This is a genomic window from Amycolatopsis sp. NPDC028719 (assembly GCF_055565395.1).
Map to the genome: position 1 here is coordinate 1 of NZ_JBVHUL010000021.1, position 19,311 is coordinate 19,311.

At 73.2% G+C, this 19,311-nt stretch carries 17 protein-coding genes and 1 pseudogene; 13 read left to right on the top strand and 5 right to left on the bottom strand.

Features of this window, described 5'->3' with window-relative positions:
- The 11 genes and pseudogenes from ACZ4TR_RS49080 to ACZ4TR_RS49130 form a co-directional block, all read left to right on the top strand.
- Nucleotides 1-311, top strand: a pseudogene (locus tag ACZ4TR_RS49080) (Gfo/Idh/MocA family protein); the annotation flags it as partial.
- Nucleotides 312-518: 207 nt separating this feature from the next.
- A complete protein-coding gene (locus tag ACZ4TR_RS49085) occupies nucleotides 519-1,808 on the top strand; it encodes an ABC transporter substrate-binding protein (protein ID WP_465296086.1) in 1,290 nt (429 codons plus the stop codon).
- Between the two features lie 3 nt (nucleotides 1,809-1,811).
- The gene (locus ACZ4TR_RS49090; RefSeq protein ID WP_465296088.1) at nucleotides 1,812-2,786 is read left to right on the top strand and encodes a carbohydrate ABC transporter permease; all 975 of its coding nucleotides are present in this window, start codon (nucleotides 1,812-1,814) and stop codon (nucleotides 2,784-2,786) included.
- The gene (locus tag ACZ4TR_RS49095; protein WP_465296090.1) at nucleotides 2,783-3,628 is read left to right on the top strand and encodes a carbohydrate ABC transporter permease; all 846 of its coding nucleotides are present in this window, start codon (nucleotides 2,783-2,785) and stop codon (nucleotides 3,626-3,628) included. The genes ACZ4TR_RS49090 and ACZ4TR_RS49095 overlap by 4 nt, the downstream gene beginning before the upstream one ends.
- Nucleotides 3,629-3,633: 5 nt before the next feature.
- Nucleotides 3,634-4,194: a DUF624 domain-containing protein gene (locus ACZ4TR_RS49100; RefSeq protein ID WP_465296092.1), complete on the top strand. Its 561-nt coding sequence runs from the start codon at nucleotides 3,634-3,636 to the stop codon at nucleotides 4,192-4,194.
- Nucleotides 4,191-5,300, top strand: a complete 1,110-nt coding sequence (locus ACZ4TR_RS49105; RefSeq protein WP_465296094.1) for a Gfo/Idh/MocA family protein — start codon at nucleotides 4,191-4,193, stop codon at nucleotides 5,298-5,300. The genes ACZ4TR_RS49100 and ACZ4TR_RS49105 overlap by 4 nt, the downstream gene beginning before the upstream one ends.
- Complete coding sequence (locus ACZ4TR_RS49110) at nucleotides 5,300-6,526, top strand: Gfo/Idh/MocA family protein (protein ID WP_465296096.1); 1,227 nt, start codon at nucleotides 5,300-5,302, stop codon at nucleotides 6,524-6,526. The genes ACZ4TR_RS49105 and ACZ4TR_RS49110 overlap by 1 nt, the downstream gene beginning before the upstream one ends.
- A complete protein-coding gene (locus tag ACZ4TR_RS49115; RefSeq protein WP_465296098.1) occupies nucleotides 6,523-7,443 on the top strand; it encodes a DUF6807 domain-containing protein in 921 nt (306 codons plus the stop codon). The genes ACZ4TR_RS49110 and ACZ4TR_RS49115 overlap by 4 nt, the downstream gene beginning before the upstream one ends.
- Before the next feature lie 11 nt (nucleotides 7,444-7,454).
- The gene (locus tag ACZ4TR_RS49120; protein WP_465296100.1) at nucleotides 7,455-8,729 is read left to right on the top strand and encodes a pectate lyase family protein; all 1,275 of its coding nucleotides are present in this window, start codon (nucleotides 7,455-7,457) and stop codon (nucleotides 8,727-8,729) included.
- Between the two features lie 162 nt (nucleotides 8,730-8,891).
- Nucleotides 8,892-9,662 carry a pectate lyase gene (locus ACZ4TR_RS49125; RefSeq protein ID WP_465296129.1) on the top strand — a complete coding sequence of 257 codons (771 nt, stop codon included), beginning with the start codon at nucleotides 8,892-8,894 and terminating at the stop codon, nucleotides 9,660-9,662.
- A gap of 57 nt (nucleotides 9,663-9,719) precedes the next feature.
- Nucleotides 9,720-10,724: a pectinesterase family protein gene (locus tag ACZ4TR_RS49130; protein ID WP_465296102.1), complete on the top strand. Its 1,005-nt coding sequence runs from the start codon at nucleotides 9,720-9,722 to the stop codon at nucleotides 10,722-10,724.
- 95 nt (nucleotides 10,725-10,819) lie between these two features.
- Here the strand turns inward: ACZ4TR_RS49130 and ACZ4TR_RS49135 are convergent, their stop codons facing one another.
- The 4 genes from ACZ4TR_RS49135 to ACZ4TR_RS49150 all read right to left on the bottom strand — a co-directional run bounded on the left by ACZ4TR_RS49135 (nucleotide 10,820) and on the right by ACZ4TR_RS49150 (nucleotide 16,130).
- Nucleotides 10,820-12,943, bottom strand: a complete 2,124-nt coding sequence (locus ACZ4TR_RS49135; protein ID WP_465296104.1) for a BTAD domain-containing putative transcriptional regulator — start codon at nucleotides 12,941-12,943, stop codon at nucleotides 10,820-10,822.
- Nucleotides 12,944-13,121: 178 nt separating this feature from the next.
- Nucleotides 13,122-13,526 carry a hypothetical protein gene (locus tag ACZ4TR_RS49140; RefSeq protein WP_465296105.1) on the bottom strand — a complete coding sequence of 135 codons (405 nt, stop codon included), beginning with the start codon at nucleotides 13,524-13,526 and terminating at the stop codon, nucleotides 13,122-13,124.
- A 58-nt stretch (nucleotides 13,527-13,584) separates the two neighbouring features.
- Nucleotides 13,585-14,448 carry a universal stress protein gene (locus ACZ4TR_RS49145; RefSeq protein ID WP_465296107.1) on the bottom strand — a complete coding sequence of 288 codons (864 nt, stop codon included), beginning with the start codon at nucleotides 14,446-14,448 and terminating at the stop codon, nucleotides 13,585-13,587.
- Nucleotides 14,449-14,930: 482 nt separating this feature from the next.
- Nucleotides 14,931-16,130, bottom strand: a complete 1,200-nt coding sequence (locus ACZ4TR_RS49150; RefSeq protein WP_465296109.1) for an MFS transporter — start codon at nucleotides 16,128-16,130, stop codon at nucleotides 14,931-14,933.
- A 106-nt stretch (nucleotides 16,131-16,236) separates the two neighbouring features.
- Between ACZ4TR_RS49150 and ACZ4TR_RS49155 the strand changes: the two genes are divergently transcribed.
- Entirely contained in the window at nucleotides 16,237-17,124 is an 888-nt protein-coding gene (locus ACZ4TR_RS49155) for a LysR family transcriptional regulator (RefSeq protein WP_465296111.1), read from the top strand.
- 53 nt (nucleotides 17,125-17,177) lie between these two features.
- A complete protein-coding gene (locus tag ACZ4TR_RS49160; RefSeq protein ID WP_465296113.1) occupies nucleotides 17,178-18,146 on the top strand; it encodes a TIGR01777 family oxidoreductase in 969 nt (322 codons plus the stop codon).
- Nucleotides 18,147-18,219: 73 nt separating this feature from the next.
- Here the strand turns inward: ACZ4TR_RS49160 and ACZ4TR_RS49165 are convergent, their stop codons facing one another.
- Nucleotides 18,220-19,242 (bottom strand): helix-turn-helix domain-containing protein, encoded by a 1,023-nt coding sequence (locus ACZ4TR_RS49165; protein ID WP_465296115.1) that lies wholly within the window; start codon nucleotides 19,240-19,242, stop codon nucleotides 18,220-18,222.
- Nucleotides 19,243-19,311: the final 69 nt, after the last annotated feature.

Below are 19,311 nucleotides of genomic sequence, written 5' to 3' on the forward strand. Positions count from 1 at the left end.
TCGGCGAACCGGTCGACCTGCTGCGCAACCTGGTCGCCCACCACCTCGATCCGGCGGGCGTCCCGCTGCTCGCCCCGTTGCCGGCCACCCGCGCGTTCGCGTCGGTGGTCGAGGCGGTGCGGGACGCGCCCTCGCCGGCGCGGATCCCGGCGGGCTGGATCCGCACGGCGGGTGAAGGAGCGAGCCGGCACCCGGTGGTCCGCGGGATCGGCGAGGAGGTCGCCGTCGCCGCGGACCGGCTGGCGCTGTTCTCCGAAATCGGCGTCCCGTGGGCGAGCGCCGTCCGCCCGGGGGCCGAACGCACCGGGTAACACTCCCGGTGCCCCAGCGCTGGCAGCTCCCGCGTCCACCCGGTTGCTGTAAGCGCTTTCTCGCGCTGCCCGAACAGCGCCAAGACGTTGCTGCACAAGGGTTATTGCTCCGTTTCGCCCGTTGACACGAGTCGCGGACACTGCCTACCGTGAGCGCGCTGACAGCGTTTTCAGAAAGTGCTGACCGGCTGAGAACGGAGAAGCTCGATGCGTCGGACAAGTGAGAGACGAACCCTCGTCGCGCTGGCCGCGGTGGTCCCGCTGCTGCTGACCGGGGTCGCCGCGTGCGGCTCGGACCCGGGCGGCGACGGCGGGGACGTGACCATCACGTTCGTCTGGTGGGGCAGCGAAGGCCGGGCGAACCTCACGAAGAAGGCCGTCGAGCTGTTCCAGCAGAAGAACCCGAAGATCAAGGTGCAGACGTCGTTCTCGGCGTACGCGGCCTACTGGGAGAAGCTGGCGACGCAGACGGCGGGCGGCAAGCCGCCGGACGTGCTCAACGTCGACACGCGCTACCTGGCCGAATACGGCGGCCGCAACGTCCTGGCCGACCTGAACGGGGGCGCGGGCAAGGCGATCTCGCTGGCCGACATCAACCCCGAGCTGGCGGCCACCGGCGTGTACCAGGGCAAGCGGTACGCCGTGCCGTGGGCGCAGAACACACCGGCGATGCTGTACGACCCGGCCGCGTTCACCGCGGCGGGCGCGGACCCGGCGAAGGGCCTGACCTGGGACCAGTACGCCGACGCTGCGCAGAAGGTGAGCGCCGCCAGCGGGTTCGCCGCGCGGGGAGCGACCGACTTCGGCATCCTCGACACGACGCTGGAGATCTGGCTGCGCCAGCAGGGCAAGCAGTTCTACACACCCGAGGGCAAGCTCGGTTTCGCCGCCGACGACCTGCGCCGGTACTGGCAGCTCGCCGGCCGGTTCCGGGACGCCAAGGGCGCGTCCCCGGCCGACGTCACGGCGTCCTACAACACCTCGCCCGAGCAGTCGCCGCTCGGCAAGAAGCTGACGAGCTCCGAGTTCGCCTACGACAACCTCCTCCCCGCGTACCAGAAGGCGAACGGCAAGCCGCTGAACGTGGCGCCGTACCCGGCGGACACGGCCGGGAACACCGGGCAGTACCGGCGGCCGTCGATGTTCCTGGCGGTCTCCGCGCGCAGCCCGCAGCAGGAGGCGGCCGCGAAGCTCGTCGACTTCCTGGTCAACGACGCCGAGGTCGGCAAGATCGTCGGCACCGACCGCGGGCTCGCGCCGAACCTCAAGGTCCGTGCCCAGCTGGCGGCGTCCGCGAAGGGCTCCGACAAGACGCTCTACGACTACGAAGCCGCCCTCGAACCGAAGCTCGGTGCCGCGCCGCCGGTGCCGCCCAAGGGTGCCGGCGCGATCCAGAAGCTCCTGCAGCGCACTTACGAAGAGGTCGCGTTCGGGCGGATGAGCCTCGACGACGCCGTCAGCCGGTTCATGTCCGAAGCCCAGAAGGGACTCGGGTAGCCGATGACGACCGTGCGCACCCCGGACCCGCCGGTCGCGCCGAAGGCCGCGCGGGTCCCCGGGAGCCCCGGCCGGCCGGCCGGGCGCCGCCGCAAGAGCCAGCCGGAGGCCTTCGCGTTCCTGACGCCCTGGCTGCTCGGCGCGGTGGCCCTGACCATCGGCCCGATGGTCGTTTCGCTCTACCTGTCCTTCACCGACTACGACCTCTTCACCTCGCCGAAGTGGGTCGGTTTCGGCAACTTCGCGCACATGTTCACCGACGACGACCGCTACCTGCAGTCGGTGAAGGTCACGCTCGTCTACGTCCTGGTCTCGGTGCCGCTGAAGCTCACGGTGTCGCTGCTGGTGGCCATGCTGCTCAACACCCGCCGCGGCGGGAGTGGCTTCTACCGGGCGGCGTTCTACGCGCCGTCGCTGCTCGGCGCGAGTGTCGCGGCGGCCCTGGTGTGGCGGGCGCTGTTCATGGGCGGTGGCCCGGTGAACGAGGTGCTCGCCTTCTTCGGCTGGCACACGCCGAGCTGGGTCGACGACCCGCAGTTCAGCCTCGCCTCGATCGTGCTGCTCGGAGTCTGGCAGTTCGGCGCGCCGATGGTGATCTTCCTGGCCGGGCTCAAGCAGATCCCGGCCGAGCTGCACGAGGCGGCCGCGATCGACGGCGCCGGCGCGTTCCGCCGGTTCCGGCACATCACGCTGCCGATGCTCTCGCCGGTGATCTTCTTCAACCTGGTGATGGAGGCCATCCACGCGTTCCAGGCGTTCACCCCGGCGTTCGTCATCGGCGGCGGCCGCGGTGGCCCGGCCGACGCGGACCTGTTCTACACGCTCTACCTCTTCGAGGTCGGCTTCCAGGACTTCCGCATGGGCTACGCGTCCGCGATGGCGTGGGTGCTGCTGGCGGTGATCGCGATCGTCACGGCCATCGTGTTCCGGACCGCGAAGCTGTGGGTGTTCTACGACGACGCCGGGGAGCGCCGATGACCGTGCTCCCGCGCTCCGCGCGTTCGGCGGGCCGGCACGTGCTGTGCCTCGTGATCGTCGCCGTGGTGCTGTACCCGCTGGTGTGGCTGGCGTTCGCGTCGGTCAAGCCACCGGATGAGATCCTCTCGCGGCTGGCCCTGCTGCCGACGCGGTTCGTCTTCGACGGGTACACCAAGGGCTGGGAAGGCGCGGCGGACGTCGGGTTCGGCCGCTTCTTCCTCAACTCGTTCCTCGTCGCCGGGCTGTCGGTGGTGGCGACCGTCCTGTCGTGCTCGCTGGCCGCGTACGCCTTCGCCCGGTTGAACTTCCGGTTCCGCGGCGCGCTGTTCGCGTTCATGATCACGACGTTGATGCTGCCGTACCACGTCACGCTCATCCCGCAGTACGTGATCTTCCAGCAGGCCGGGCTGGTCAACACGTTCGTCCCGCTCATCCTGCCGAAGCTGCTGGCCACCGAGGCGTTCTTCGTGTTCCTGATCGTCCAGTTCATGCGCGGCATCCCGCGCGAGCTCGACGAAGCCGCGATCATCGACGGCTGCTCGGTCTACCGGACCTTCTGGCACGTCGTGCTGCCGCTGTCGAAGCCGGCGCTGGTGACGACGTCGATCTTCACGTTCATCTGGACGTGGAACGACTTCTTCACGCAGATGGTGTACCTGAACGACACGGAGAAGTTCACCGTGCCGCTCGGCCTGCGGCTGTTCGTCGACACGAGCAGCGAGTCGAACTTCGGCGCGATGTTCGCGATGTCGGCGCTCGCGCTCGTCCCGATCGTGCTCTTCTTCCTCGCCTTCCAGCGCCTGCTGGTCGAAGGCGTCAGCACCAGCGGCCTGAAGGGGTGACGACGATGCGGAGAACACAGTGGCGGACCGGGCTCGGTGACTTCTCGGACTGTCTGCTGACGGGCCTGCTGGTCGCGCTCGCGTCGGTGCCGGTGGTGACGGCGGCCCCGGCGCTGGCGGCCGGCTGCCGGGCCGTCGACCGGGCGCGCCACGGCATCGGCCATCCACTGTGGACGACGTTCTGGGCCGACTTCCGCCAGGCCGCGCGGGGCGGGATGGCCTTCGGCGGACTGGGTCTGCTGGCTGTCGTGCTGTTCGCGGTGGACCTCGAAGTCGTGCGGTCGATGCCGGGAGCCGGGGTGCTCGGGCCGGCGTTGGGGGTGCTGGCCGCCGTGGCCGCCGTCGTCGCCCTGCGGACGTGCGAAGTCGTCGCAGCCGGAGAACCGTCCTGGCGCCGCGCCGCCGTGTCAGCCGTGCGGGAGACCGTCGCGGCGCCGGGGAACGCCCTGCTCCTGGCCGGGGCTGCCGGCCTCGCGGTGGTGCTCGTGTGGATGCTGCCGATCCTGGCCCTGCTGGTGACCGGGCCGCTGGCCCTGGCCGCCGTCGCGACCGGCGGGCCCCGGTGACTCCTGCGGTGGTCGTGTTCGGCACGGCCGGCTACGCGCGCACGCACCTGCGCCGGGCCCGGGCGCTGCACGACCGGGGCGAGATCGTGCTGGCCGGCGCGTGCGACGTCCGCGAGCCGCCGGACGACGCCGGCGAGCTGGTACCGGTGTTCACGCGCGACCCGGCCGAGCTGCTGGCTCGCGTGCCGGCGGACATCGCCGTGATCGCCACCCCGCCGCACACGCACCTGCCCCTGGCCCGCCTCGCGCTCGCCGCGGGCTGTCACGTGCTCGTGGAGAAGCCGCCGGTGCTCGACCTGACGGCGTTCGACGAGCTGACCGAGCGGGCCCGGGGCCGGGCCTGCCAGGTCGGGTTCCAGAGTTTCGGCTCGCCCGCGGTCCCGGTGATCCGGGCCGCGCTGGCCCGCGGGGCGATCGGGACGGTCACCGGGATCGCCGCCGCGGGCGCGTGGATCCGGCGGGATCGCTACTTCGCGCGGGCCGCCTGGGCGGGCCGTCGCCGGCTCGACGGGCGAGCGGTCGTGGACGGGGCCCTGACGAACCCGTTCGCCCACGCCGTCGCGACCGCCCTGCTGCTCAACGGCACGGCCGGGGCCCTGCCCGAGCGCACGGCCGTCGAGCTGTACCGCGCCCGCGACATCGAGTCGGACGACACGGCGTGCGCCCGCCTGTGCTTCGCCGGCGCACCGGACGTGGTCGCCGCCGCGACGCTCGCCGCCGAAGCCGACCATGAGCCGTACGTGCTTGTCCACGGCACCGAAGGCCGGATCCGGTGGCACTACAAGACCGACGTCGTCCTCATCGGGGGCGAGCCGGTGCCGGTCGGCGCGCCGGAAGACCTGCTGGCGAACCTCGTCGAGCACCTGCGCGACGGCGTGCCGCTGCTCGCACCGCTGGCCGCCACCCGCGCGTTCACCGCGCTGGTCGAGGCGGTCCGCGACGCGCCCGAGCCGAGACAGCTGCCCCAGGCCAGCGCCGTCGGCACCGGACCCGAACGCCGGTTCGTCGTACCCGGCGTCGATCGGGCCGTCGACGCGGCGGCCGAGCGGCTCGCGCTGTTCTCCGAACTCGCCTTGCCCTGGACCCTCGCCCGAGAGGAGACGTGATGGTGACGCGCCGCTACGCGATCGTCGGCCTGGGCTCCCGTGCCCAGCTGTTCACCCGCGCGCTGGCCGGCTCGCCGCAGGCCGAGCTCGCGGCCTTCTGCGACCACAACGAAACGCGCATGCGCGTCCACAACGGCTGGATCGGCGCCTCGGTGCCCGGCTACCGGCCGGCGGACTTCGCCGCGATGCTGGCGAAGGAGCGCGTCGACGTCGTCGTGGTGTGCACCCCGGACCACACGCACGCGGACTACGTCGTCGCGGCGCTGCGGGCCGGCTGCGACGTCGTCACCGAAAAGCCCATGACGACCGATCTCGGTGGCGCGCGGCGCATCCTGGCCGCCCGCCGCGAGACCGGCGGTTCGGTGCGGGTCGCCTTCAACTACCGGTACAACCCGGTGCACCGGCGGGTGCGCGAACTGCTCGCCGCGGGCGCGATCGGGGAGATCGGCTCGGTCGAATTCAGCTGGCTGCTCGACACCGCGCACGGCGCCGACTACTTCCGGCGCTGGCACCGCGACAAGGCGAACTCCGGCGGCCTGCTCGTGCACAAGTCCGGCCACCACTTCGACCTGGTCAACTGGTGGCTCGGCCGCGGGCCCGAGACGGTGTTCGCGCTCGGCAGGCTGTTCTTCTACGGCGACGAGAACGGCCGTCGGCACACCGATGACCGCTTCGCCCTGGACCTCGAGGCCTCGCCCAAGCTGCGCGCGCTCTACCACGACGCGGAGCAGGAAGACGGCTACGTCCGGAACCAGGACGTGTTCGCGCCCGGCGTCACGATCGAAGACGACGTGTCGGTGCTCGTCCGGCTCCGCGGCGGCGTGGTGCTGAACTACCACCTGCACGCGTATTCGCCGCGGGAGGGCTACCGCGTCGCGTTCTCCGGCAGCGAAGGACGGCTGGAGCTGGACGTCCGGGAAAACGAGTTTCCGGTCGGTGCGATGCCAACCCCCGAGCCGGGGCGCGCGCGGCTGACCGTGCAGCGGCACTGGGAACCACCGGAGGTGGTGGTCGACGGGGTCCTCGGCGAAGGCCACGGCGGCGGGGACGAGCGGATGCTCGCCGAGCTGCTCGGCGAGGCCGAACCGGACGAGCTCGGCTGCGCCGCCGACCACGATTCCGGCCTCCAGGCGCTGCTCACCGGGCTGGCGGCCAACCGGTCCCTGGCCACCGGCGCGCCGGTGGCGATCGACGCGTTGCTCGCCGAAATCGGGGAACCGGCGTGAGCCGCGCGGCGCTGGGGAACGGGACACTGCAGCCGGTCGAGGACGGCGACGGCCGGGTGCGCGTCCACCTCGGCGACCTCGTCCTGGCGGAGTACGTCGTGGCGCCGCCGACGCCGGCCGGGGACTCGCCGAAGCCGTACCTGCACCCGCTGCGCACGACCGCGGGCGAGACCGTGACCGCGGTCCGGCCGCACGACCACACCTGGCACAACGGCCTGCAGTTCACCATGGCCCACCTGTCGGGGGAGAACTTCTGGGGCGGCCGGACGTACGTGCGCGGCCGCGGGTACACCCCGCTGGACAACAACGGCACGGTCGGCCATGTCCGCTGGGAACGCATGGTTTCCGGGGCCGGGCACTGCGAGCTGCGGCACGAGCTGGCCTGGCGCACCGCGGCGGGCCGGCGGTGGCTGACCGAGCACCGCACGCTGCGCTTCGGCGACGTCTCGGCGGACAGCTGGACGCTCACCTGGACGAGCCGGCTGCGCAACACCAGCGGCCGTGAGCTGCGCTGGGGCAGCCCGGTGACCGAGGGACGCGACACCGCCGGCTACGGCGGGCTGTTCTGGCGCGGGCCGCGCTCGTTCACCGGCGGCGCGGTCCGGACGGCCGACGGCCGGGGCGCGGACGACGCGATGGGGCACCGCGCGCCGTGGCTCGCGTTCACCGGCCGCCACGACGAGAGCCTCCGGACGTCGACGCTGCTGTTCGCCGACAGCCCGGCGAACCCCGGATTCCCGACGGCCTGGTACGTGCGCGCCGAGCCGTTCCCGGTGGTCAGCTTCGCCGCGACCTACCACCGGCCGTGGCTGCTCGAACCGGGCGAGGAACTGACGCTGACCCACCACGTCGTCGTCCTCGACGGCGATCCGGAGCCCGCCCGGCTGGCCGAGCTCGCGGCCCGGGCGGCCGAGTAGAAGGAGCCGACATGCGCTGGAAGGCTTTCGCGGGGTGCCTCGCCCTGCTCGGACTCACCCTCACCGCCGGCCCGGCGGACGCCCGCGGCCACGACCCGGGCCGCGTCGTGCTCGGCGCCCACGACGGCTGGGGCGCGGGAACCACCGGGGGAGCGGCCGCCGCGCCCGCCGACGTCCACACGGTGACCAAGCGTTCGGAGCTGGTCGCCGCGCTGGCGGCCCACCCGGGTGCACCGAAGATCGTCTACGTCCGCGGCACGATCGAGGGCAACGTGGACGCCCGGGACCGGCCGATGAGCTGCGACGCCTTCGCGGACCCGGCCTACAGCCTGCCCGCGTACCTGGCGGCGTACGACCCGGCGACCTGGGGGAAGGTCGAGCCTTCGGGCCCGCTGGAGGAGGCGCGGGCCCGCTCGCAGGCCAACCAGGCCGCGCAGGTGGTGGTCGACGTCGGCCCGGACACGACGATCTACGGCCTGGGCGGCGCCACCCTGCACGGGCTGACGCTGCGCGTCACCGGCGACAACGTGATCCTGCGGAACCTGCGGTTCTCCGACGCGCACGACTGCTTCCCCCAGTGGGATCCCCTCGACGGCGCGGACGGCAACTGGAACTCCGAGTACGACAACGTCGACCTCGTCGGCGCGACGCACGTCTGGGTGAACCACAACGAGTTCAGCGACGGCGGGAATTCCTCGCAGCCGTCGTACTTCGGGCGGAAGTACGAGGTCCACGACGGACTGCTGGACATCGTGAACGGCTCGGACCTCGTGACGGTGTCGGACAACCGGCTGCACGACCACGACAAGACGATGCTGATCGGCAACACCGACAAGCCCACCTACGACGTCGGGAAGCTGCGAGTCACCGTGCACCACAACCTCTTCGCGGAGATCGGCCAGCGCGCGCCGCGGGTGCGGTACGGGCAGGTGCACGTCTACGACAACCTCTACGTGGTACGGGATCCGGCCGCGTACACGTACTCGCTGGGGGTCGGGGTCGAGTCACGGATCCACGCGGAGAACAACTTCTTCCGGATCCCGGCCGCGGTGCCGCTGGGGGCCTTGGTGAAGTACTGGAAGGGAACGGTGTTCCACGCGACCGGGACGCTGGTGGCGGTGGGATCGCAGCGCCCGCGCGCGGTGGACCTGCTGGCCGAGTACAACGCGGCGAACGACCCGGATCTGGGCCCGGACGTGGGCTGGACGCCGACGTTGGTGGACCGCATGGACCCGGCATGGGCGGTCCCGGCGCGCGTGCTGGCCGGCGCCGGTCCCGTTTTCTGAAAACTTCCTCCCACGGCGACCATCCGGGCGACAGGACCGCCCCTGCGGCCGGTGACATTGACACGCCGAACCCGGCGACCCGAGACTGAGAAAGCGCTTTCAGCACTCAGGAGGACCATTTCCCGTACGGGAAGAACCCAAGGAGTGATGAGCATGTCCCCGATTTCCCGGGTGCTCCGGGTCGCGGTCGTCGCCGCCCTCGCGGTTTCGGCTGCCGTCGGTAGCGGCGCGACGGCGTCCGCCGCGTCCTGGCCGAACCCGAGCACGAGCGTGCCCGTCGGCGCGACCATCAAGGTCACCGGCGGCACCTACGACGGCGGCCTCAAGCGGTTCTACGGCACCGGCGACCTCGGTACCGGCGGCCAGGACGAAGACCAGGGCCCGATCTTCGAGCTGGCCAACGGCGCCACCCTCAAGAACGTCGTCCTCGGCAATCCGGCCGCCGACGGCGTGCACTGCCTCGGCACCTGCACGCTGCTCAACGTCTGGTGGGAGGACGTCGGCGAGGACGCCGCGACCTTCAAGGGCACCTCCGCGTCGCAGACGATGACCATCGACGGCGGCGGTGCGCGCAAGGCGTCGGACAAGGTCTTCCAGCACAACGGCCCCGGCACCATGTACATCCGGAACTTCCAGGTCGACGACTTCGGCAAGCTGTACCGCTCCTGCGGCAACTGCAAGACGCAGTACAAGCGCAACGTCGTCGTCGACAACGTCACCGCCACCGTGCCCGGCAAGGCGCTGGTGGGCATCAACACCAACTACGGCGACACCGCGAAGCTGACCCGGATCACGATCGTCGGCGACTCGAGCCGCAAGATCGAGCCCTGTCAGAAGTACAAGGGCGTCACCAGTGGCGAGCCGACGAAGATCGGCAGCGGGCCGGACTCGACGAACTGCCTCTACACCACCGCCAACATCACCTACCAGTAAGCGACCGGGGGTGTCGGCCGCCGTCCGGCACCCCCGGCGTCCCCTCGTGGAGGCGCCATGTTCACCCTGCTCATCGCTTCCGCTGTCGCCGGCGCGTCGCTCACGGCGCCCGCGTGCGCGCACCTCGTGGTGGCCGCCGACGGCTCGGGAAGCTTCGCGACCGTCCAGGCGGCGATCGACGCCGTCCCCGCCGGGGGCACGGTCTCGCTCAAGCCCGGCACCTACCGCGAAGTGATCACCGTGCCCGCGAGCAAGACCGGGATCACCTTGCGCGGAACCACCGGCAAGGCGTCGGACGTCGTCATCGACTTCGACAACGCCAGCGGCACGAAGAAAGCGGACGGCACGACGTACGGCACCACCGGCAGCGCGACCGCGACGATCGCCGCGAACGGCTTCACCGCGACGGCGCTGACCTTCCGCAACTCGTTCGACCGCGCGGCGCACCCCGAGATCACCGCGACGCAGGCCGTCGCGGTGAAGGCGACCGGTGACCGGATGGTCTTCGACAACGTCACGTTCCTCGGCCACCAGGACACGCTGTACGCCGACACGGCGGCGGTGGGCACGACCGGCCGTCAGTACTACCGCAACTGCGCGATCAGCGGCGACGTCGACTTCCTCTTCGGCCGCGCCACCGCGGTGTTCGACCGGGCGACGATCACCGCGCTCGACCGCGGCTCCAACCCCAACGGCTACCTGACCGCGGCGAGCACCCGGCGGACCACGCCGTACGGCTTCCTGATCGTCGGCAGCAAGGTGGTCAGCTCGGCGGCCAACGGGAGCTTCTACCTCGGCCGCCCGTGGCACCCCGGCGGGGACGTCGACGCGATCGCGCAGGTCGTCGTCCGCGAGACCGCCCTGCCGGCGGCGATCAAGGCGGCGCCGTGGACCGACATGTCCGGCTTCTCGTGGAAGGACGCCCGGTTCTTCGAATACCGCAACACCGGGCCGGGTGCGGGCACCGGCGCCGACCGGCCGCAGCTGACCCCCGCCCAGGCGGCGACCTTCACCGCGCAGCGGTACCTCGCGGGCGGCGACGGCTGGAACCCCGTGCACTGAGCGACGTCCCGATGGGCCCCCGATGGCATGAACGACTCGTTCATCGCGTGGGGCGAGGTGAAAGAGTCGTTCATGCCATCCCGGACGCCGGGCCCTCAGCAGGGTGGTTCGCCGAACGTCCGCGCTTCTTCCCCGGCCGCGGCGAGCTCGCTCGCCGCCGCCACCGTGTCCCCGGCGCCGCCGCGCCGGACCAGTGCTTCGGCGTGCCGACGGCGGGAAAACACCACCGCGGGCCAGTGCGCCAGCGCCAGATTGTGCTGGACCGCCGCGCGCAGGTGCGCAACCGCGCGGTCCAGGTCGCCGGTTGTCAGGGCCGCCGTGCCCAGCGGGTGGTGGATCGAGCCGAAGCACGCGATGGCCAGGCTCGCCATCGCCGGCAGGTGGCCGAACGGGCGGAGCAGCTCGGACACCCGCGTCGCCGTCTCGGTGTCGCCGAGCAGGTAAGCGGTTTCCACCGCGCCGCACAGCGAAATCAGCCACGTGCTCGACCGTGGCAGCGCGCCCAGGTCGCCACCGCACAGGCGCGCCAGGGCACCCGCCGCGGTCCGGCGGTCGCCGGACGAAGCCGCCGCCACCGCCAGGGCCGCGTAGTACGAATTGTCGATCGGGCTGAGCGTGGGGGAGTGCATCAGCCCGTCCAGCACCGGCACCAGCTCGCCGAGCCGGCCCTGGAACCACCGGATCGCCACCAGCTGCGCGCCGTACCAGCCGAGCGCGTCCAGGTCGCCGGCCGCCTGGCCGAGCTCCGCGCAGGCCTGGGCGCCCTGCTCGGCCTCGCGGAAGCGGCCCGCGCGGATGGCGAGCATGACCTTCAGCGCGTCGGCGACGAACCCCGCGGCCAGGTGCTTGCGCGCCGCCAGGAGGTCGTCGAGCTCGCCGAGCCGCCGCTGGGCGTGCGGGTCGCCGGCCAGGAACAGGTCGACGGTGTCCCACAGCACGCCCATCACGAGATCGGTGCGCCGCCCGGACCGCTCGCTCACCCCGACCAGTTCGGTGGCCAGCGCGTGCCGCCGGGCCGTGTGGTCCGGGCCGAGCAGGCAGTGGTGGGCCAGGCTCAGCGCCTCGGCGTGCGCCACGGGGTCGCCGGCCGCCCGGGTCTCGTCGGTCACGGCCAGGATCCGGTCGTGCGTCACGGCCTGGTAGTCCTCCTCGCCCGCGAGCCGCGCCCGCAGCCGGCGGGCGAGCGCCGAGGCCGGGTCGACCTCCGCCAGCGCGTGCCGCAGACGCGTCAGCAGCTGCTCCGACGCGGCCGCCGTGCGGTGTTCGTGCACCCACACCCCGCCCAGGCCGAGCGCCGCGCGGGCGAGCGCGTCGGCGTTCCCGGCCTGCTCGGCGCGCCGGTACGCGGTTTCGAACTGCTCGCGGCTGGTCCGCAGGTCGCCGTCCTCCAGGAGGGCGTGCTCGCCGGCGGCCAGCGCGTCGTCGGGGACGGTCACCACAGTGCCGGGCCGGGCCGGGAGCAGGCTCGGGTCGTGGGCGAGCACCTGCCGGTGCACCTGGGCCAGCACCGGCGACGGCTCCACCCCGGCCGCGGTGATCAGCCCGTGCCGAGCGCGGCGGAACGCTTCCAGCGCGTCGCCTTGGCGCCCAGCGCGGTAGAGCGCCGTCATCAGCTGCGCCCACAGCCGTTCGTGGCCTGGGAAAGCAGCGGTCAGCGACTCCAGCTCGGCGATCAGGCCGGTGTCCTCGCCGGTGGCCAGGTCGGCGTCGATCCGGTCCTGGACGGCGTTGTGCCGCACCCTCGCCAGCCGCATGCCTTCGGCCCGCAGGGTTTCCACGCCGTCGAACTCCGCGTAGGCGTTTCCCCGCCACAGCGCCAAAGCAGCGGCCAGGTGGTCGCGCGCGGCGCCGGGCTCACCGGCCGCGAGCGCACGCCGTCCTTCGCCGGCGAGCTGTTCGAAGCGCGCCGCGTCGAGGGCCTCCGGTGCCACGTGCAGCACGTACCCCGGCGAGCGGGTCAGGATCAGGCGCGGATCCACGGAGGCGCGCAGGCGGGAAAGGTAGGTCCGCACGGTGCGGTCCGCGTGCTCCGGCAGCCGCTCGCCCCACAGCGCGTGGCCGAGGGCGGGAACGCTCACCACCCGGCCCGCCTCCGCCGCCAGCACGGCGAGCAGCGTCCGCAGGCGGGGCCCGCCGACGTCCTGCGGCGCTCCGCCGATCCGGACCTCGAACGGTCCCAGCACTCCGAGGTCCACCCCGCCGGTGGTGTTCCCGACCATCCCCGCCCCTCCGCCGCGGACGTGTCCGCGCTCAGGCGTAAAGGAGCGGGGCCGGCCGGGTGAGATACGTCGACAGGAAGGAAAAGCCGCGTCGCCGACCTGTCGAGGGACCGCGGCCGGCACCGTCCGATCCGCGGGACAGCCGGGCCGCGTCGCCCCGGCCCGGCCGACGGGACGCCTACGTGATCGGCACCGTCGCGACGCAGGACGTCGTGCCGTTGTCGAACGTCGTGGCCGCCGTGGCCCGCGAGGTGGCCGGGATCGCGAGTCCGTCCGGCAGCGAGGAGGTGCCGTTCGTGGCCGGGCCGACCCGGGTGTAGACCGTGTGCGTGCCCAGGCCGTCGAAGTAGGAGATCTTCAGCGACTGGGTGCCCGAGTCGCCGATGTACGGACCCGACGTGGTGTACGAGCCGAGCGGGTGGTGGTAGCCGCCGGACGTCTCGTACCGCAGGGTGAACGTCCCGGCGAAGCCTCCGGAGTGGCAGGTGCTCGTGACCTGCTTGACGACCGCCGCCTGGGCCGGGGCCGCGAGCGCCGCCGTGGCCAGCATCGCGACGAGCCCGGATCGCACCACTGTCTTCATCTGTTCCTCGCTTTCGGTCCCCGCCATCCTGCCGGGTCGCGCTTCCGTCCCGCTTCCCTCAACCGGCCGTACGGACGAGCAGGACCGGGCACGCGGCGTGATGCAGCAGGGCTTGGCCGGTGGACCCGAGCAGCAGGCCGGGGAAGCCGCCGCGGCCGCGGTCGCCGAGGACGACCAGCTGGGCGGCTCCGCTGCGCTCGATCAGCTCGCGCCGCGGGTGGGTGTGGACGACGACCTGCTCGACCGCGACGTCGCCGAGGTCGAGGCCATCGAGCCGGTCGCCGAGCAGCCGGCGCCCGGCCTCGGTGACGCACCGCGGGTCCGGCCGCGGCGGCGGGGCATCGGTCCAGGCGTGCAGTACGACGAGGGGAGCGCGGCGGACGCGGGCTTCGGTCAGCGCCGCCGCGAGCACGCGGGCGCCGGCCTCGCTGCCGTCGATGCCGGTGACGACCGGGCGTTCCCCGGCGCCGGGCTCGTCCCAGCTGTCCCCGCGGACGACGACGGTGTCGCAGCGGCCGTGCGTCCCGACGGCCGCGGCGACCGAGCCCGCGAGCAGGCTGGTGAGCCGGCCGTGCCCGGTGGAGCCGACGACGAGCAGCGCGGCCTCGCGCGAGGCTTCGACGAGTGCCTGCGCGGCGCGATCGGAATCGAGCCGGGTCGCCGCGCCGGGAACCCCTTGCGCGGCGGCCAGTTCCCGCGCGATGCGCAACGCCCGCCGCCCGCGCGCCCGCAGCGCGTCGACCATCTCGTCCGGCGGCGGCACGACCCCGCCCGCGAGCAGGGCCGGGACATCGAGGGCGTGCACGATCTCCAGGGGCGCGTCCCGCAGGCAGGCGGTCCGCGCGGCCCACCGGACGGCGTCCAGGGACTCGGCCGACCCGTCCACCCCGGTGACGATCGGCGGCGCGGCTGCATCGGTCATCCGCCGACTCTATGCCCGCCCGGGGGTGCCGGTGGATGGTTCCGGCGCTGGGATGCCGGTTCTCGGGTGGCGAATCCGGCCGGTACCGCAGCGGCTGTGGCCTGTCCGGCCGGCTGGCGGCCGGGCAGGGCGCGGTGGCTGATCCGACCCCCGGCCGGCGGCGGGTCTGAGCGGGGCGGGCTCGCCCTGCCCGCTGGGTCCTGGCCTGTTCTGCCGCTGCGGTGGCTTACCTGGCCGGTCGGCGGCAGGCAGGGCCCGGCGGGCCGGTCTTGCCCGTCGGATCCGGGCCGGTACCGCCCGCTTCTCCGGCTTGCCCCGCCGGCGGGCGTCGGGCCAGGGCCCGGCGGGCCAGGGCCGCCGACCGGATCCTGGCTGGTACCGCGCTGCTGTGGCTTACCTGGCTGTCGCCGGCCCAGGTCAAGGCGTGGCGGGCCAGTCCCTCCTCACCTGCTCCTGGCCGATACCGCCGGTACCGCAGCGGCTTACCCAGCCGACCGGCGCCCGCCGAGCGTCCGCCGGGCCGACCAGCCGAGCAGGGCCAGCTCCAGCGCCGCGAACCCGGCCAGCACCACGGCCCCGGAGGCCGCCAGCATCGCCAGTCCGATCAGCAGCACCGGCAGCACCAGTCCCGCGTACGCGGCGAGGAAGAGCGCGGCCAGGACTTCGCCGCGGGTCAGGTCGTCCGCGAGCGCCGCCACCGTGCCGACCGAGGCGCGGAAGCCCAGCCCGAACCCCGCCCCCGCCAGCGCGCTCGCCCCGAAGAACAGCGGGAGCGATCCCGCGAACGCCGACACCGCCAGCAGCACCAAGCCGATGCCCATCAGCGCGTACCCCGCCCGCAGCTGCGTACGCGTGCCGAGGCGGGCCAGGCCGATCTGCGCGAGGGCCGCGGTGCCGAGCATCGTGAACGGCGCGAGCCCGGCCAGCAGCCGGGACGGCTCGTGCAGCTCGTGCGCCAGCAGCGTCGGGGCCAGCGCCATGAACAGCCCGCTCAGCGCGAACGCCGCGAACGCGCCGATCGCCGCGCCGGTGAACTCCGATCGGGCCGCCGAAGGCAAGGACAGCCGCTGCGGCCGGTACGCCGGGCGCTCCTCGCGGCGTTCGACCGTCTCCGGCACCAGGCTCACCGCGACCGCTTCGAGGAGCAGCACGACCAGGAACACCGCGAACGGCGTGTGCAGCGGCTGACCGGCGAACCGCGCGAACAATCCGCCCGCCAGCGGGCCCAGGGCCAAGCCGCCCGCGTTGACCACGGTCGCGGTCAGGCCGGGACGCGCCTGCGTGCGCAGCTCGGACAGGTGCGCGGTCGCGGTCGCGGTGATCGCGCCGATGCCGGCACCGCTGACCAGCCGCGCGACGATCAAGCCGGGCACCTCCGGCCAGAGCAGGAACACGGCCGCCGACAGCGCCTCGGCCAGCAGTCCCGCGACGAGCACGCGACGGCGGCCCAGCCAGTCGCTGACGTGCCCGGCCAGGTACAGGCTCAGCATCACCCCGACCGCGTACGCGGCGAACACCACGGTGACGAGGAACGCCGGGAACCCGTCCCGCTGCTGGTAAAGCGCGTACAGCGGGGTCGGGACGGTGGAGAACGCGAGCGCCGTCGCGAACGCGACCGCGACGACGCGGAAACCCAGGCCGTGGCTCATCCGGAGCCGGGCGGGGGCGAGGGTGACGGACATCGGGACCTTCCAGAACGCCAAGGGATCTTCCGCCCTCCACGATGTCCCCGCCGACTCACCAAGTCCAACGAAAAGTCCTGGTCCGAGTTATCGCTATCATCGATGAATGGAGACGCGTCAGCTCGAGTACTTCGTCGCCGTGGCCGAGGAGCTGAGCTTCACCCGGGCCGCCCAGCGGATGTTCGCGGTCCAGTCCACCGTGTCCGCGGCCGTCCGCGCGCTGGAGACCGAGCTCGGTACCCGGCTGTTCGACCGGTCCACCCGACGGGTCGCGCTGTCGGCGGCCGGCGCGGCGTTCCTGCCCGAGGCGAAGAGCGCGATCGAAGCCCTCGAACGCGCCCGCGCGACCGTCCAGGAGGCGTCGGAAGGCCTGCGCGGCAGCCTGCGGATCGGCACGTTGACCTCGGTCGGCGGCGTGAACCTGCCGGAGCTGCTCGGCGCCTTCCACCGGCGGCACCCGCGGGTGGACATCCACGTGACGGTGTCGATCACCGGGTCCACCGGCTTGGCCGAAGAGGTCCGCCAAGGGCGGCTCGACGTCGCGATCGTCGGCCTGCCCGAGTCCGACCTCGCGGGGCTGGCCGTCCTGCGGGTGGACACCCGGCCGTTCGTCGTGCTGCTGCCGGCCACCCACCCGCTGGTCACACGCCAGGCCGTGCGGCTCGCGGACCTCGCCGGCGAGTCCTTCATCGACACGCCGCGCGGGTTCGGCAACCGCGTCGCGATGGACCGCGCCTTCGACGCACTCGGGGCGCCGCGGCGGGTCACCGTCGAGGTCGCCGACCTCCGGACGGTGCCCGGCTACATCGCGGCCGGGCTGGGCGTCGCGGTCGTCCCGGACACGCCCGTGCCCGGCGAGCCGGACGTCGTCGTGCGGCCCCTGGCCGGCGCCGGCCTGGACTGGCCGCTCAACGTCATCACGTCGGGGGCGAAGCCGCCGAGCCGGGCACTCCGGACGCTGCTCGACCTCCTGGCCGGCGCCGCCGGTATTTGAACACGTTCAACTCTTTCGGTACGGTGGGATCCGACGGACCGAAGGGGGACTTCATGAAGGTCGTCATACCCGGTGGCACCGGGCATCTGGGGCGCGTGCTGAGCCGGCGGCTGAGCGAACGCGGGGACGAGGTCGTCGTGCTCACCCGGCGGGACACCCCACCGGAACCGGGGGTGCGCCACGTCCGCTGGGACGGGCGGGCCGCCGGACCGTGGACGGCGGAGATCGACGGCAGCGACGTCGTGCTCAACCTCGCCGGCCGGTCGGTGAACTGCCGGTACACCCGGGTGAACCTGCACGAGATGTGGAACTCGCGCATCGATTCGGCGCGGGTCGCCGGGGGTGCGATCGAGCGCGCCGAGCGGCCGCCGCGGGTCTGGCTGCAGATGAGCACGGCGACGATCTACGCGCATCGGTACGACGCCCCGAACGACGAAGCCACCGGCGTGCTCGGCGGCGGCGAGCCGGGCGTGCCCGCCTACTGGGCCTACAGCGTCGACCTCGCCCGGGCGTGGGAGCGCGAGCAGGAGGTGGCGGCCACCCCGCACACCCGCAAGGTCGCGCTGCGGACGGCGATGGTGATGAGCCCGGAGCCCGGCGGCGCGTTCGCGATGCTGCTGCGCCTCACCCGGCTCGGCCTGGGCGGCCCGGTCGCGGGCGGCGCGCAGTACCTGTCCTGGATCCACGAGGACGACCTCGTCCGGGCGATCGACTTCCTCGTCGCGCGGGACGACCTGAGCGGGCCGGTGAACCTGGCGGCCCCGGAACCGTTGCCGTACCGCGATTTCCTGCGCTTCCTGCGCGCGGCGGCGGGTGTCCCGTTCGGACTGCCGGCGACGAGGTGGATGGCGGAGATCGGGGCGTTCGCGCTGCGCTCCGACACGGAGCTGCTGCTCAAGAGCCGCCGCGTGGTGCCGGGCCGGCTGCTGGAGGCCGGGTTCGCCTTCGACCACCCCGAGTGGCCGGCCGCGGCGCAGGACCTGGTGCGGCGGACACAGAGTCCACTGAGGACAGTCAGCTGACTCGGCTGTTGCCTCACGGCTGTCTCGACATCAGCGCGAGGTGCTGCCGGCTGTTCCTGTCCACCGAGGACGGTCAACCGAGCGAGGAGTTGTCCCGCAGCCGTCTGAGCATGAGCGCCAGATGCAGCCGGAAGCGGCCCGCGGGCGAGTCGACCTCGAAGCCGAGGACGGCTTCCGCGCGGGCCAGCCGGGCCGGCATCGTGCTGTGGTGGCGGTGCAGCACCGCCGCGGCCTTGCGGGCCGAGCCCGTCGCGCACAACGCGTCGAGCGCGGCCAGCGTGTCCTCACCGTGGGCTTCGGCCGCGAGCCGGTCGAGGGCGCGGACGTCCGGCAGGTCGGCGAGACCCGGTCCGTCGAGCCGGCCGGCGAACGCGGCGAGGCTGCCGAGCCGGTCCCACCACACCACCGGTTCGGAATCCGAGGTGAAGCGCAGCGCCGTCCGGGCGGCGGCCCAGGAGCGGGCCGCGTCGATGGCCGGCAGCTCCGGGCCGATGCCCGCCCGGCCGCCGGCCGGCAGCGAGCCGGGCGCCGCGTCCACCAGCACGGCACGCACTCCGCCCAGCTGGGCCGCGCGGCCGGCGAGCCCGTCGACGCCGGTACCCGCCAGCACGCGCAGCCGGGCCGCCGGGGCGATCCCCAGCAGGTGCAGGGCCCGCGACCGCTCCGCGGTGCCGGCGTCCCCGGACAGCGCCAGCTCGACCAGCGCGGGATCGCCGAGCTCGGGCCGGGGGACGCCGCTCTGTTCCAGCAGGATCGCGGTGGCGATCGCGAACCTTTCGAGGAGCATGTCGTCGAGCGGGAGCGGCGCGCCGCCACGGGCCACCCACACCTCGACGCCGCCCTCGAGCCGGCGGACGGCCGCTCCCGCGGGCGCCGTCCCGGGCGTGACGACGTCCTCGCCCGGTTCCGCGCGCAGAGACATCCCCTGGCCGGGCGCGTGCACGCCGACCCGGCAGCCGGCGAGCTCGGCCGTGCTGCGGACCAGCGCGTCCAGGCCGGCGCGCCCGGTGATCAGGCGGTCGAAGAACCCGATCACCCGCACGGCGTTCTCGGCGTCGGCGTCGAGCCCGGACAGCCGCAGCAGCAGCCCCTTCATGCCGTCACGATAGGCGTGTCCGCCGCCGGATGGCGACCTCCGGCACGGCAACGCCCGCCGCGTGGCGGT

Excerpts from the sequence above, each read along its gene's own strand:
- ACZ4TR_RS49085 (WP_465296086.1), top strand. The coding sequence starts at position 519 with ATGCGTCGGACAAGTGAGAGACGAACCCTCGTCGCGCTGGCCGCGGTG.
- ACZ4TR_RS49090 (WP_465296088.1), top strand. The coding sequence starts at position 1,812 with ATGACGACCGTGCGCACCCCGGACCCGCCGGTCGCGCCGAAGGCCGCG.
- ACZ4TR_RS49095 (WP_465296090.1), top strand. The coding sequence starts at position 2,783 with ATGACCGTGCTCCCGCGCTCCGCGCGTTCGGCGGGCCGGCACGTGCTG.
- ACZ4TR_RS49100 (WP_465296092.1), top strand. The coding sequence starts at position 3,634 with ATGCGGAGAACACAGTGGCGGACCGGGCTCGGTGACTTCTCGGACTGT.
- ACZ4TR_RS49110 (WP_465296096.1), top strand. The coding sequence starts at position 5,300 with ATGGTGACGCGCCGCTACGCGATCGTCGGCCTGGGCTCCCGTGCCCAG.
- ACZ4TR_RS49120 (WP_465296100.1), top strand. The coding sequence starts at position 7,455 with ATGCGCTGGAAGGCTTTCGCGGGGTGCCTCGCCCTGCTCGGACTCACC.
- ACZ4TR_RS49130 (WP_465296102.1), top strand. The coding sequence starts at position 9,720 with ATGTTCACCCTGCTCATCGCTTCCGCTGTCGCCGGCGCGTCGCTCACG.
- ACZ4TR_RS49135 (WP_465296104.1), bottom strand. The coding sequence starts at position 12,943 with ATGGTCGGGAACACCACCGGCGGGGTGGACCTCGGAGTGCTGGGACCG.
- ACZ4TR_RS49140 (WP_465296105.1), bottom strand. The coding sequence starts at position 13,526 with ATGAAGACAGTGGTGCGATCCGGGCTCGTCGCGATGCTGGCCACGGCG.
- ACZ4TR_RS49145 (WP_465296107.1), bottom strand. The coding sequence starts at position 14,448 with ATGACCGATGCAGCCGCGCCGCCGATCGTCACCGGGGTGGACGGGTCG.
- ACZ4TR_RS49150 (WP_465296109.1), bottom strand. The coding sequence starts at position 16,130 with ATGTCCGTCACCCTCGCCCCCGCCCGGCTCCGGATGAGCCACGGCCTG.
- ACZ4TR_RS49155 (WP_465296111.1), top strand. The coding sequence starts at position 16,237 with ATGGAGACGCGTCAGCTCGAGTACTTCGTCGCCGTGGCCGAGGAGCTG.
- ACZ4TR_RS49160 (WP_465296113.1), top strand. The coding sequence starts at position 17,178 with ATGAAGGTCGTCATACCCGGTGGCACCGGGCATCTGGGGCGCGTGCTG.
- ACZ4TR_RS49165 (WP_465296115.1), bottom strand. The coding sequence starts at position 19,242 with ATGAAGGGGCTGCTGCTGCGGCTGTCCGGGCTCGACGCCGACGCCGAG.